Origin of the sequence: Arcicella lustrica (assembly GCF_034930985.1) — a bacterium.
GTDB lineage: Bacteria > Bacteroidota > Bacteroidia > Cytophagales > Spirosomataceae > Arcicella > Arcicella lustrica.
The window spans coordinates 198,376-213,744 of record NZ_JAYGIM010000005.1 but is presented as its reverse complement, the minus strand read 5'-3'; the positions used below and the strand labels follow the sequence as shown (position 1 = coordinate 213,744).

7 protein-coding genes and 1 tRNA gene are annotated in these 15,369 nt (G+C 34.6%); 7 read left to right on the top strand and 1 reads right to left on the bottom strand.

Annotated features, from left to right (window positions below):
• Positions 1 to 17: 17 nt before the first annotated feature.
• Entirely contained in the window at positions 18 to 5,303 is a 5,286-nt protein-coding gene (locus VB798_RS07680; RefSeq protein WP_323257604.1) for a T9SS type A sorting domain-containing protein, read from the bottom strand.
• Positions 5,304 to 5,591: 288 nt separating this feature from the next.
• Between VB798_RS07680 and rpsA the strand changes: the two genes are divergently transcribed.
• The 7 genes from rpsA (at position 5,592) to VB798_RS07645 (ending at position 15,333) form a co-directional block, all read left to right on the top strand.
• On the top strand, positions 5,592 to 7,409 hold the full coding sequence (gene rpsA, locus VB798_RS07675; RefSeq protein ID WP_323257602.1) for a 30S ribosomal protein S1: 1,818 nt from the start codon (positions 5,592 to 5,594) through the stop codon (positions 7,407 to 7,409).
• A 214-nt stretch (positions 7,410 to 7,623) separates the two neighbouring features.
• Positions 7,624 to 7,694 (top strand) — tRNA-Cys (locus tag VB798_RS07670).
• Between the two features lie 513 nt (positions 7,695 to 8,207).
• Entirely contained in the window at positions 8,208 to 9,413 is a 1,206-nt protein-coding gene (locus VB798_RS07665; protein WP_323257600.1) for a cytochrome c3 family protein, read from the top strand.
• Positions 9,414 to 9,481: 68 nt separating this feature from the next.
• A complete protein-coding gene (locus VB798_RS07660) occupies positions 9,482 to 12,562 on the top strand; it encodes a TAT-variant-translocated molybdopterin oxidoreductase (protein WP_323257598.1) in 3,081 nt (1,026 codons plus the stop codon).
• Positions 12,563 to 12,666: 104 nt separating this feature from the next.
• Complete coding sequence (nrfD, locus tag VB798_RS07655; RefSeq protein WP_184129429.1) at positions 12,667 to 14,076, top strand: NrfD/PsrC family molybdoenzyme membrane anchor subunit; 1,410 nt, start codon at positions 12,667 to 12,669, stop codon at positions 14,074 to 14,076.
• 58 nt (positions 14,077 to 14,134) lie between these two features.
• Positions 14,135 to 14,659 carry a DUF3341 domain-containing protein gene (locus tag VB798_RS07650; RefSeq protein ID WP_184129433.1) on the top strand — a complete coding sequence of 175 codons (525 nt, stop codon included), beginning with the start codon at positions 14,135 to 14,137 and terminating at the stop codon, positions 14,657 to 14,659.
• 56 nt (positions 14,660 to 14,715) lie between these two features.
• Positions 14,716 to 15,333, top strand: a complete 618-nt coding sequence (locus VB798_RS07645; RefSeq protein ID WP_323257596.1) for a c-type cytochrome — start codon at positions 14,716 to 14,718, stop codon at positions 15,331 to 15,333.
• The last annotated feature ends 36 nt before the right edge of the window (positions 15,334 to 15,369 follow it).

Sequence of the window (15,369 nt, the reverse complement as noted above, 5' to 3'; positions counted from 1 at the left end):
TATTTATTTTGTAGGAATTAATATTTAATAATCTTACGAGTAATGTTTTTGTTCCCTACATCAATTTTTAAGAAATATGTTCCTGCATTGATTGTCGAAAGGTCAATTACTCCTGAATGATTTTGCGAACGATCTTCAGAAGTTTGTTCTAGGATATTTTTTCCACTTACATCATAAAGCGTCAAATATACTTTTTCAGGCTTATCAGTACTTACTTTCCAATTACAAATTTCAGCAGTAGGAACAGGATAAACTTCTACGTTAATATCTTTCTCAATATCATTAGCGAGAATAATTACTTCAATTTTAGCAGAACCTTCTGTTGTACCGATACCACAAATATTTTTTACTTCACTTAGCGTATAAGTAGTGGTTGATAACGGCTTTACATTGACCTCAAAAGGCGAAGTTGTGGCTGTAAATATTTGCCCATCCGAAAATGTTAAAGTCCACGGAGCGTAGGAATTTAAACTAACAGAGATTTTAGTTTCTTTGTCATAATCAATACTTTGGTCGCCCGTGAGTGTCGCTTTAGGTAAAATAGTAGGAAGGGCAATTGTTTTTACTTTCTCTGAATAATCCCAACATTCACCCTTTCTGAGCAAAGCCCTATAAATACCTGAGTTATTTGTTTTAAAAGTGGAAACATTAGCATCTTTAATACCTGCATTATTAAGCTCCCATTGATATTTTAAACCTGTTTCGTTACTTGCAATCAGTTCAACGGTTGAGTTATCGCAAAAAGTAATAGAGTCTTTAGGGCTAATACTAGTTGGGATTTTAACGAAATTCAGATTGATAGTAGAAGATACTCCTTCACATTTTCCTTGGCTTGCTTTGAGTTGATATACACCGGATTCACTTACTTGTATTTGGGCTAAAGATTTAGAAAAAGCTAAATCTTTACCGTCTTTTATCCATTGATATTGAATTTTAGTTGTATCAGTAGTATTAATATAACCATTTATTGCGGTTTTTTCTCCTTCACAAATACTGGACTGATTGGTGTAAATTGTGGTATTAAGTTTTCTCAAAGTTATTTTATATGGAGGAGTAATAGATTTACAGCCATTTTGATATAGGGTTTCTAGTACATAATTTCCGTCTTGATTAGTCGAAATTCTATCAGTCGAATCTGACTTAGAAAGAGATTTGAAAATATTCCCATCTTTTTTCCAAGTATATTGGATTGGGGTCTGGTCATAAAAAACAGAGGAGGGAGAACTTGTAAATGTAATAGTATCTTTACAAGCAACGATTGGAATAACATTTAAAGTAGGATCAACAGAATTAGTATTTATCAGTACATTTTTGCTAAAAGAAATCGAAGCTGTATCTGAAATGGCTTTACATTCAGTACCATTATCATATTTGATAGTATAAACTGCATGATATTTTCCTGGTGTTTGATGGTTCAATGTCGAGTAAATATAATATTCTCTTCCAATAAATGTGGTAATTAGATCTGTATCTTTAAAATACTCAAAATCCGCATAATACTTGCTTGAATCGATAAGTGTGTTTACTTCGTTGATTAGTTTGTTGTCTCTATACCATTCTGTTGGTTGTATAATTCCTTGAATTACTTTTTGAGTCTTTAAGTCAAAATATGAAGTCGAAACATTTTTATATAAATCGATACTCATTTTGGTGCCTTCGCACCATTCTTTAGAAGAGTAGAATAATTTTATATTATCATTAGCTATTTTATTGATACGTATTTCATTAGAAACGCCTTCGCAGGTACCATTAACAGCTTTCAAAGAATATACTCCTGCGTCGTTAATTTTAATGGAGCTAGTATCATTATTCCCAATAGCAATTCCATCTTTTAACCATTGTAGTTTCCATTCTTTTTGTTTTGCAATAGATGTTTTACAGTAAAGGTATGTTGAAGGGTTTGTACAAGTAATATTTCCATCAGAATAGATACTGATAGGTAGTTTGTTATTTCTTGATTTTGCTATAAAAAAAGTATCTGAAGTAGCAGTGCAACTTCCTTGTTGAAAAGATACTGTATATTTGCCGTCTTCATAAACGTTTAAATTTGAAGAACTTTCGTTTACTATATTTGTGCCGTTCTTTCCCCAAGTGAATGTATATGCCTTTGTTGAATCTTTTCTTGAATAACTATGTAAATTAATTGATTTTTGCCCGCAATAAAATACTGTTTGCCCGGCTATTTCTGGTTTATAAATACTTCCAAGCTTGATTTTTATTTCATTTGATTCTCCTGTACAGCCTTCGGTTGTTTCAACTTTAACTTTGTAGGTTCCTGCTTTTGTAGCTTGCAGTGTATTCAATTGAGAATTATTAAGAATTTGACCATCCAGTAACCATTGAACTTTTTTATATCCTATATAATCAGAATAGTATAATGTCAAGCTATCGCAAGCATTGATTATCTCATTAGCATGAGAATTATACCCTAAGGGACTAGTTAGGTAAGGGGTGTAGTGCCCTTGAACACCTATTGATTCAGAAACAGAGGAAATATTATCATCAGAAACAATTTTAAAGGTCATGGAGTAATACACATCTGGAATTTTTAATTTTAAAGGACTTGATAACCCTTCCGCTAAAATAGTATTATTACTAATTACTTTAAATTTAGTGCCTTGTGGGAACTGCCCAGTTGTAGTAAATGGTATTTCTATAATGCTATTAACGCAACTAACCTTGCTTTTATAACGTTCAATATCCCCAATTGAAATGCTTTTACAATCATTTGTGGAACTTACTTTTAGGTTGGTGCTGGTTTTTAAAAGACAGTTATTAGTATAGTAAACTGTGAGTTTGTAAAGTCCTGAATTTGAATCAACTATATTGTATAGCGTAGGGTTATCGCCATTAAAGGTTGTATTAAAGTTGTTTGGACCTTCCCATCTTGCATAATTATAGCTAGCATTAGAAGGGTTAGAAGAGAATTCGGGTAATTTTATAGTTGAGCCTTTACAAGCTGTTATCTCTTGGGGAAGACTTATTGAGTATTGTATCGTATTGATCTTAACTTCAGTTTGTGATGTGAATTTACAACCATTTTGTGTAAACCCTGTAAAGGTATAAGTACCCGCCATTGCACTGGTTACTTTTGGGATAATAGGATTTGGATTAGTGGTAGTAAAATTATTAGGACCAACCCACAGAAAAGAAGCAAACTGATGAGACGAATAAAGTTTCAGGGTATCGTCGAGGCATAAAGACAACTTCTTCTGAGGTTCATTTTCAAAGACGTCCACTATTAGTTCATTTGAAGGGAACACACAACCATTTTTTATTTTCAATAACTGGTAGGATCCACTTTCATCAACATAAAAGGTATTAGTATTGGCATTTTTAACAACTTCTTTGTTCTTGAACCAAATATATTTTAAACTATCGATTGAACTAGATACTAATGTAAGTTTATTGTCTGTTAAACAAGAAGTTGTAATGGTTGGTGTAACCAAATCCTCAACTTGTACATTTATTGTATCTGAATAATATACACAGTCATCATTTTTGAATTCGTACCAGTATTTCCCCGATTCATTTACTTGTACCTCGCATTTTTTTGTTAATATAATTTTACCATCTTTTTTCCAAACAGCGGCATCATTATCATAGTAATAGCAACGATTTAGCTTAAGTAAATATGAATTACCTTTACAAATTTTTACGCCTTTAGGTGAGTTAACTGAAAAAATCTTTTTACCGTAAATATTGTCGATTGTGATAATTTTAGATTCACCAGTACATCCAGTCTGTGAATCATGATATTTTAATTGATAATCTCCTGTTGATGATGGATATAAATGATAGTCATTTTTGTACTCAACTCCATTTTTATACCAAGTAAAATTACTTCGATTAGGAACTAATGTAAGTGTTGAAAGCTGAACATTGAAAAAACTGGAACAATTATTAATTACTCTTTCAAAAGATATAGGAATATTCTTCATTGTACCATAGCTGAATTTAACACTATCTTTGGATACGCAGTTTCCTTGTGTAACTTTTAAGATATAAGTACCAGGGCTATAGGGAGAGCTTTCAAAAGGAGAAAGTCTAAAGTTATTTTGAGAAGAATAAATAGTTAATCCGTCTTTTGATAGTTCTTTAAATCCATCTCCACTACCAATTAGATTAAATGCATTTAATTTATCGCTACATAGACTCAACTCTTTGTATTCGTTTAAATCAGAATCTCTACTAAATATAAGTTTTGATTGTATTTTGTCACTTTTAACTACTTTAATAGGTTCAGTCGTGACAAAGCAGTTGTCAGCTTTAAGATATAATCTATACTCTCCTTCTTCCTTAGTAGTGTGTACGTGGCTCGTTGCTCCTTCTATTATTTCATCATTTTTTAGCCATTGATAAGACAGCCTGTTCGCATAAAAGGATGAAATACTACTTATAAGTGTTACGTCGTCCCCCCCCTGTTTACATATAGTAGTTTGATTTTTAGAGATTTCTATAACTGGTGTACTATTATTTTTAAGGTTTAGTTTCTGGGTTTTGTATTCACAAGTATTTGTGCTAATCACAGCATGATAAACCCCGTTTTCAGATGTTTTGAAGTTTGTCTCTTTAAAATTATTAATTTCTAAATCATCTTTATACCATTTAATTTTTGCATTTTTCAAATAGCTTGTGTCAAGCTCAAATTCTGCATAGGATCCCTGACAAATAAATATGTCTGATGAATAATTCTCACTATTGTTGAAAAAATACCTAACACTACCATTCACTTTTAATGAAATACCTACTTGAAAAGGGCAGTCGGGCTTGCTAAATTTAACTTCAGTTGAAGGAATGGAAGAGCATCCAAATTCATCTCTGATAAGTACTTTATAAACACCCTGAGCATTTTTGTCGAAATTATTAATACTAGGGTTTTGTAAGTTAGACGTGAAATTATTTGGACCGTTCCAGTAATACTTAAACAAATGATAGTTTTGTCTATCTATTGATGAGTTTGCGAAAGCTTTGAAATCTATTTGATTTTTATAGATTGAATTGTAAGCATACATTTTGTCTGTCAATATTTTTCCAATTTTTACATCGATAGATAATGTCGTAGTTCCATCAATAGTAACACTATAATTGCCAGCATTCTCTAGAGTAGTTTTTGCAATGACAGGGTATTGTACATTCGAAATAAAGCCATTTGGGCCTTTCCATAGAAATGTTTTTCCTCTACTTACTTTAAATGATAGACCATCGCCTAAGCAAATAGGAGCGTTTGATGATATTTCTTGACTAAATAGTGTGTAATTGATACAAAATAATAGTGTAATGAGTAAGTAGAAATGCTTCATGTGTAGGCAATTGTTTATGTTTATTTTTTTACAAATAAAGCAGAAAGAAAGATAGCTTTGAAATTAAAGAATTAATAAATAATTGCTTTTATAAATTTTTAGTAATCAGATTTTGAGGAGGATTTAAAATTTAAGTATCCAAAAAATATTTTTTCCTCCTCATTATCAAATCATTACAAAATTTTTCTATCTTTGCACCCCCGTAAAGTAACACTTTTAGGGAATTTCACTTAATTTCTTCGCCTTTTGCCCGTGGCGATGATGTATAAAGGGCTTTTAATCAAACACATGGCTAACCAATTAGCAGATTTCGACTGGGATTTAGTCGGCACAAAAGGTATCGGTGGAGGTTATTCTGCTGAGCAAAGAGCTCAAATGGAGGCTCTAATCGAGGAAACTTTAAATTTAGTTACTGAGAAACAAGTAGTAAAAGGAACAGTCGTAGGGATTACTGACCGTGAAATTATCTTGAATATTGGTTTCAAATCAGATGGTCTTGTACCAACCTCTGAATTCAGAGATATGCCTGATTTGAAAGTAGGTGATGTAGTAGATGTTTACGTAGAAAACCAAGAAGACAAATCAGGTCAATTGATTCTTTCTCGTAAATTAGCTAAAGTAATGACTGCATGGAAAAATATCGAAGACGCTCTTGAACAAGATGTGGTTATCGATGGTTTCGTGAAACGTCGTACTAAAGGTGGTTTGATCGTGGATATCTATGGTGTAGAAGCATTCTTACCAGGTTCACAAATTGATGTGAAACCAATCCGTGATTTCGATATCTTTGTAGGTAAGAAAATGGAAGTGAAAGTGGTTAAAATCAACCACGCTAACGATAACGTAGTTGTATCTCATAAAGTATTAATCGAGAAAGACCTTGAGCAACAACGCCAGTCTATCTTGACTAACCTTGAAAAAGGACAAGTACTTGAAGGGGTAATCAAAAACATGACTAACTTCGGTGTGTTCATCGACTTAGGTGGTGTAGATGGTTTACTTCACATTACAGACATCTCGTGGGGTCGTATCAACCACCCACAAGAAATGCTTAAACTTGACCAAAAAATCCAAGTGGTTGTTTTGGACTTCGATGAGAACAAGAAACGTATTTCATTGGGTATGAAACAATTGCAAGCTCACCCTTGGGATGCTTTAGCAGAAACAACTGAAGTTGGTTCTAAAGTAAAAGGTAAAGTTGTAAACGTTGCTGATTACGGTGCATTCTTAGAAATTACTCAAGGTGTTGAAGGTTTAATCCACGTTTCAGAAATGTCTTGGTCACAACACTTACGTAACCCACAAGACTTCTTGAAAGTTGGTGATACTATCGAAGCAGTTGTGTTAACACTTGACCGTGCTGAACGCAAAATGTCATTAGGTATCAAACAATTAACTGAAGATCCTTGGACTAAACAAGATTTGTTAGCTCGTTATGCTATCGGTTCAAAACACACTGGTACTGTTCGTAACTTAACAAACTTTGGTTTATTCCTTGAATTAGAAGAAGGTATTGATGGTTTAGTTCACGTATCTGACTTATCTTGGACTAAGAAAATCAAACATCCATCTGAATTCGTTAAAGTTGGTGAAAAATTAGATGTTATAGTTCTTGAATTAGATGCTGACAACCGTCGTTTAGCTTTAGGACATAAACAATTGGAAGAAAACCCTTGGGATACTTTCGAATCAATCTTCACTTTAGGTTCAGTACATAAATCTACAGTAGTTGCGAAGAATGATAAAGGAGCTACTTTAGAGTTACCTTATGGAATCGAAGGTTTTGCTCCATTGAAGCAATTAACGAAAGAAGATGGTTCAGTTGCTGAAGTAGGTGAACAATTAGACTTCAAAGTAATTGAATTCCAAAAAGAAGATCGTAAAATTGTTCTTTCTCACGTAAGAGTTTACAACGATGCTAAAGAAGAAGCAGTAGTTGAAGAGAAAAAGAAAACAGCTAAAGACGTTCAGAAATTAGCTGATAATACTGAAAAATCTACTTTAGGTGATTTAGATGCTCTTTCAGCATTGAAAGCTCAAATGGAAGATTCAGCTCGTGAAGAGGCAAAAAAGAAATTAGATAAAAAAGCAAACACTGCTGAATAATCTAATTTTGTTATAATTTTAAAGCGTTCTGAGAATCATTGATTTTCAGAACGCTTTTTTTATGGATGTTTTCTTATGATATCAACCTTATTATAAGCATATTATGCTTTTTTATAAAAGGATTTTACATATCTTTTTCTGGAAGATTTAAGATAAATATCAAAGAGTCTTTTGTTTTTATATTTTTTGTATTAATTTTGCACTCCAATCAAATGGTCTTGTGGCCGAGTGGCTAGGCAGAGCTCTGCAAAAGCTTCCACAGCGGTTCGAATCCGCTCGAGACCTCAGATTTTAAAGCCTTTCAGCAATCGTTGAAAGGTTTTTTTGTTTTTCTGGCTTTTGATAAATATGAGCTTTGGGCATATTCATAGTTTTCACATATCCAATTCACTTATATAAAATCAATCTAAATATTGTTTTTGTACTGCAAAAAATCAATTCTTTATTACCTTTATGAGCAGTTAATTTAGATGTAAGAGTGGTCTTGATATTGTACAAACGAATCAGTGTAAATTTCAATATAAGAAAGTGCCTAAATTATGTCGTTGCTTAGAAAGATTCTAAATTGGTGAGAGCGATACGAAATTTGCAAAAAATGCACATTAAATTAATTGGTTCATAAATAATCCAATTGTACTTTTGTGACCCGCAAAAGTGTCTATTTGATAATATTGCTAAAAAAAATAAACTTGTGTCTCTTATTTCCTGAAAGAGTAATCAAGTTGGGAGAATTGAAAGAATTGAATTAAATCTTGTATTTTTATATAAATGTTCTGTTATAAAACGATTATGATAACCATGAAACGCTTGAAAATTGTTGCACTAACGGCAGTTTTAGGCTTCTTCGCCGCAACTGTGAATGTTAACGCACAAGACGTAGCCGAAGGGGAACAAATTTTCAAAAACAACTGTGCCGCTTGTCACAACACAAACGATGAGACCCTAGTTGGTCCTGGCTTAAAGGGAATTGGTGAAAGAAGACCCTTAGAATGGATTGTTAAATGGGTACACAACCCTCAGGCTGTAATTGCATCTGGCGACAAATATGCGAACGACCTTTTTAAGAAGTTCAATCAAGCTCAGATGACTCCTTATCCAAACTATTCTGAAGATCAAATCAAGAGTGTAATTGCTTACATTGATGCACAGGCAGCTCCAGTAGCTCCAGTAGCAGGAGAAGGTGGAGCAGTAGCAGCCGCTCCAGCGGAAGGTTCTTCAAACGGTGGAATGATGCAATATATTTTAGTTGCGTTATTAGGTGTAATGATTCTTGTTTTAGTAGCGTTATTATCAATTGTTTCTTCTCTTTCAAAATTAGCTTCTATAGACCCTAATTCAGACGAAGCTAAGGATGTTCCTTTCTTTCAGAAAATTGCTGAAAACGGAAAAAAATTAGCAGGAAATAGTGCATTCAAAACTGGTGCAGCATTATTAATCACTCTTTTGATTGGTAAAGCAACTATTGATACTGCTTATGGTGTAGGTATTCACCAAGGATATGCTCCAGAGCAACCAATCCAATTCTCTCACAAACTACATGCAGGACAGTACGAAATCAACTGTAACTACTGTCACACAGGTGTTTATAAAGGAAAAGGTGCAAACATTCCTTCTGCAAACATTTGTATGAACTGCCACAATACTATCAAACGTGAATCTCCAGAAATTCAAAAAATCTATCGTTCTTTAGAAAACGATGAGCCTATTCAATGGGTTAGAGTTCACAATTTGCCTGATTTAGCTTATTTTAACCACTCTCAACATACGAATGTTGGCGGTTTAGAATGTACTAATTGTCATGGTGAAATCAACAAAATGGAAGTTGTTGAACAACGTTCATCATTAACGATGGGTTGGTGTATCGACTGTCACAGAAAGACAGACGTTAACACAAAAGACAATGCTTACTACGACAAATTAGTAGAATTACATAATAAGGAAAACAAAGAACCTTTGAAAGTTCAAAATATTGGAGGTTTAGAGTGTTCAAAATGTCACTATTAATCAAAATGATTTTCAGTGTTGACATTTTAAGTTTATAATCAAGATATTTCGTTATACATATTAGATATATGGAAAATAATACAAAACGATATTGGAGAGGGCTTGAGGAATTGACCAATGAAGCAGAATTTGTAAAGTATGCTCATCGTGAATTTGGAGATGCCCCTACAACAGATGAAAAAGGTGAAGCTATTATTGATGGTACAAATACCAATCGCCGTGACTTTTTAAAAGTTTTAGGTTTTGGAGTATCAGCAGTTACTTTGGCAGCTTGTGAAGCGCCAGTAAAAAAGACTATCCCTTATTTGAACAAACCTGAAGATGTAGAACCAACGATTGCAAACTGGTATGCATCTACTTTTACTGATGGTGGTGACTATGCTTCAGTATTGGTTAAAACTCGTGAAGGTCGTCCAATCAAAATAGAAGTAAACCCTCAGTCATCTCTTACTAAAGGTATTTCTGCTCGTGTTCATGCTTCTGTATTGAGTCTTTATGATAATGAGAAATTAAAAGGAGCTTTAGTAGCAGGTGCACCGGCAGATTGGAAAGTAGCTGATAAAGAAATTATATCAGGACTTACTAAAATTGCTGCTAAAGGTGGGCAGATTAGAATTGTATCAAACACAATTTTATCACCAACTACTAAGAAAGTAATTGCAGAGTTTATCGCAAAATACCCTACAACACAATTAGTAACTTATGATGCTAACTCGTTGTCAGGTCTTGCGCAAGCGAACGGAGGTATTTTACCAAGTTTTGATTTTAGTAAAGCAAAAACAATTGTTTCTATCGGTGCTGATTTCTTAGGAACTTGGTTGTCAGGTGATGAGTTCTCAGAACAATGGGCTAAAACTCGTAGAGTTAGCTCTGCTGAAGGTGGAAACAAAGAGATGTCTCGTCATTATCAGTTTGAGACTATCATGTCGATGACTGGTGCTAACTCAGATTATCGTGCAACTTATAAACCATCGCAAGAAGGTTTAGTGGTAGCTTCACTTTATAATGCAGTAGCTTCTAAACTTGGTGCTGCAACGATTGCTACTTCAGCGGTAAAAGTTGATCATCTTGATAAAGCTGCTGCTGACTTAGTAGCAACTAGAGGTGCATCATTGGTAGTTTCTGGTTCTAATGACCCAGCAGTACAATCAATTGTTGTTGCTATCAACAGTTTATTGGGCTCTTATGGAACTACGATTGATGCAGGTTCTCCTGTAAGTTATCGCTCAGGTTCAGATGTAGCAATGAATAGCTTTATCTCTGAAGCGAAAGCTGGTCAAATTGCTGCTGTAATCTTCTATAATGCTAATCCAGTTTATAATCACCCACGTGGAGCAGAATTAGCAGAGGCTTTACCAAAAATTGAATTAAGCATTTCAACTAACGACAGAGCAGACGAAACAGGTTCGCTTTGTAAATATAGTACTCCAGATTCTCACTACTTAGAATCTTGGAATGACTCAGAACCTAAAAAAGGTTACTTCTCATTCACTCAACCTACTATCTCAACAATTTTCAAGACTCGTCAAGCGCAATCAAGTTTCTTAACTTGGGCAGGTTTGAACGGTGACTATGCTACATATCTTGAAAATAGCTGGTTAGGTATTTTAGGTGGAAAAGTTGCTTGGTCTAAAGTATTGCACGACGGTATTTATGAGTTAGGTTCAACTGTATCTGCAGTAACACCAGCTGTAAATCTTGCTGAAGCTGCTACTTTAGTTGCTAAAAACTATAAAGCTACTTCTGATAAAATGGAATTAGCTATTTATGAAAAAGTAATTATGGGTTCTGGTTCTCAAGCTAACAACCCTTGGTTACAAGAATGTCCAGAGCCAGTATCTAAAGCATGTTGGGGCAATTATGCAACAGTATCTTTAGCAACAGCTAAAAAATTAGCGTTAGATCAAGAAGTAGAATTAGATACCCTTGAAGTTGAAGTTTCAGTAAATGGTAAATCAGTTAAATTACCATTCATTGTTCAGCCAGGTCAGGCAAATGATACTGTAGCTATTGCTATCGGTTACGGACGTACTAAAGCTGGTAAATCTGCTGATGGTGTAGGTGTTAATGCTTATCCATTCGCTTCAGTTGTTAATGGAAATATCGCATACTTCAATGCTGGCGATGTTCAAGTAAAAGCAACTGGCGAAACTGCTAAAATTGCTCGTACACAAACTCACAATACTGTAATGGCTCGTGAGGCTGTTGTTCAAGAAACAGTATTAAGCGCTTACAAGAAAAATGTAGAAGCTGGTCGTTTCAAACCAGAAATTTCAACAGCAGAAGGTAAGAAAAGTGCATTAGACATTACATTATGGAATGGACACAAATATAATAATCACGCATGGGGTATGGTCATCGACCTTAACACATGTACTGGTTGTTCCGCTTGTGTGGTTTCTTGTAATGCTGAAAATAATATTGCAGTAGTTGGTCGTCAAGAAGTAATTAATCGTCGTGAAATGCACTGGATGCGTATCGACCGTTATTATTCTTCTGATGCTGATGTTGAAGATGTAAAAGGATTAGAATATGCTTCTGAAAATCCAGAAGTTGTGTTCCAACCAATGTTATGTCAACACTGTAATAATGCTCCTTGTGAAACAGTTTGTCCAGTATTGGCAACTACTCACTCTACAGAAGGACTTAACCAAATGACTTACAACCGTTGTATTGGTACACGTTACTGTGCTAACAACTGTCCATATAAAGTTCGTCGTTTCAACTGGTTCCGTTATTACCAAACAGACGAGTACGATTTCCACTTCAACAACGATTTAGGTCGTATGGTAATTAATCCAGACGTAACAGTTCGTTCACGTGGGGTTATGGAAAAATGCTCAATGTGTGTTCAACGTATCCAAGCTGGTAAATTAGAAGCGAAGAAAGAAAAGAGAAGACCAAAAGATGGAGAAATCCAAACTGCTTGTTCTCAGTCTTGTCCTACTAACGCTATTACTTTTGGAGATATGAATGATGAAACATCAGAAATCTCGAAATTATTAGCAGTAGAACACAAAGGCCGTGCATTTGGTGTAATCGAAGAAATTAACGTTAAGCCAAGTATTTCTTATTTAGTGAAAATCCGTAACAAGGATGAAGTAGCTAAAAAAGAAGAAGCTAAAGCTGAGCACAAAGAACACGCATAATATTGTCGAGAATGATATTGAAGAGTAATATTTATGAATAGATTTTACTCTTCAATCATTTTTTTTGATCCATCACTGAAATTAAAACTATCAAATATTAAAATATGTCGCACGTAGTATCACCCATAAGAGAAACCCTCGTTTCAGGCGGTAAATCTTATCACGACGTTACAAATGATATTTGTAAGCAAGTAGAAGGGGCTCCAACAAAAGAATGGAAAATTGCTTTTGGAGTATCTCTCGTAGTTTTTGCTTACGGTGCTTATTGTCTATTCTGGACATGGTGGCAAGGAATCGGAGTCTGGGGCTTAAATAAAACAGTTGGCTGGGCTTGGGATATTACCAACTTCGTATGGTGGGTAGGTATTGGTCACGCTGGTACTTTGATTTCTGCCGTACTATTATTGTTCCGTCAGAAATGGAGAACATCTATTAACCGTGCTGCGGAAGCAATGACAATCTTTGCTGTACTTTGTGCTGCATCATTTATCTTGGCTCACATGGGTCGCCCTTGGTTATTTCACTGGGCATTACCATTACCAAACACATTTGGTTCACTTTGGGTAAACTTCAACTCTCCATTGGTTTGGGACGTTTTCGCTATCTCAACTTACCTTTCAGTATCATTAGTATTCTGGTACTTAGGACTTGTTCCAGATTTAGCAACAATTCGTGATAGAGCACAGACTAAAGCTTCAAAATTCTGGTACGGTTTGTTCAGTTTAGGTTGGAATGGTTCAGCAAAAACTTGGGCACGTTATGAATACGTATCTTTAATTCTTGCAGGTATTTCAACACCACTTGTACTTTCTGTACACACGATTGTATCAATGGACTTTGCAACTTCTGTAATTCCAGGATGGCATACTACCATTTTCCCTCCATACTTCGTTGCTGGTGCGATTTTCTCAGGATTTGCAATGGTACAATCTTTATTATTAATTACTCGTGTAGTATTTAAATTAGAAGATTATATCACAATTGAGCACATCGAAATGATGAACATCATCATTACTGTTACAGGTTCAATCGTTGGTATTGCTTATTTAACAGAGTTCTTCATCGCTTGGTATTCAGGAGTAGAATACGAAAGCTACTGTTTCGTTAACCGTGCTACTGGTCCTTACTGGTGGGCATATTGGATGATGATGAGCTGTAACGTAATTTCTCCACAACTTTTCTGGTTCAAAAAATTACGTACAAGTATCCTTGTTTCATTCATCTTATCTGTGATTGTAAATATCGGTATGTGGTTCGAACGTTTTGTAATTATCGTTTCTTCATTGCACCGTGACTATATCCCTTCTTCATGGGCTATGTTCTCGCCAACAATGTATGATATTGGTGATTATATTTTCTCTTTCGGATTATTCTTTACATTATTCTTCTTGTTTGCGAAATTCTTACCTGTAATCAATATGTTCGAGGTTAAGTCTGTAATGAAAGGTGTTTCAACAAACTATCCTTTCAAGAAAAAACAAGGTGGAGAAAAATCTAAAGAAAATGTTCACTAGTAATTAAGTTCAACATTTTACTAGTTACAAATCACAAAACAGAATAAAGATTCAAACAATGGATTCAACAGAAAGATATTTAGTCGGAGTATATGATGATGATGATGAAGTCTTACAAGCTGTAACAACAGTGAAGAAAAGCGGAATCAAAATCGAAGAAGTTTATACTCCATTCCCAATTCACGGATTAGATGTTGCAATTGGACATCCACGTACTCGTATTCCTATCGCAGCCTTTTTATTTGGTTGTTTAGGTTTAACATGTATTTTCTCTTTGATAAACTATACAATGGTTTTCGACTGGCCAATGATTATTGGTGGTAAAGACTTCTTTGCTTTGCCAGACTGGATTCCAGTTTCATTTGAAGGTACAGTATTGTTTACTGCCTTTGGTATGGTTGGTACTTTTTTGGTATCAAACAGCTTGTGGCCAGGTAAGAAACCAAGAACTTTCGATTTAAGAAGCACAGATGATAGATTTATTTTGACTGTCAATATGGCAAACAATAAAAAGTCAGAATCAGAAATCGAATCTATTTTGAAAGCAACAGGTGCAATCGAAGTGAACGTTAAGCAATTTTAGTTTATGTCACTTGAAATGATTTCTAGGTGATTGACGAAAAAAATATTTCTAAAATTATGTTTACTAACAAAACAAAAAGTCTTTTAGTAAGTGGAGTTATCGCATTATCGCTAACAGCTTGTAAGGACAAACATAACGATACAGGGACTGAATTTGCTCCAAATATGTATCATTCGGTGGCATACGAGCCAATGTCACAGTCTGAAGGAGATACAAACCATATTAATCCTTACGGAATGAATATGCGTTTACCAGTAAAAGGAACTGTACCTCGTAGTAATTTTGGCAAAGCACAAAGTGATTCTGTGAATGCTAAATTACTTCAAATGGACTTAATTGCTCGAAACATTAAATCTGGAGATATGGCTTCTTCTGAAGCTTTATTGAGTAATCCTTTTGCTCCTACAGAAAAAAACCTTGAAGCTGGTAAAGAACAATACGAAAGATTCTGTCAGCATTGCCACGGTGAGGCTGGTAAAGGTGATGGTCTTGTAGGTAAAAAATATGCGGGTGTACCTGTATATTCATCTGATGCTTTGAAAGATGTAAATGACGGACATATTTATCATACAATTACGCATGGAAAAGGTAGAATGTGGGCACATGGTTCACAAATTTCTTCTGCTGACCGTTGGAAGATTGTATTGTATGTTCATGAATTACAAAAGCAATAGTATTATTTGCGAAGGATTATTTCGGAGTTTCATGGC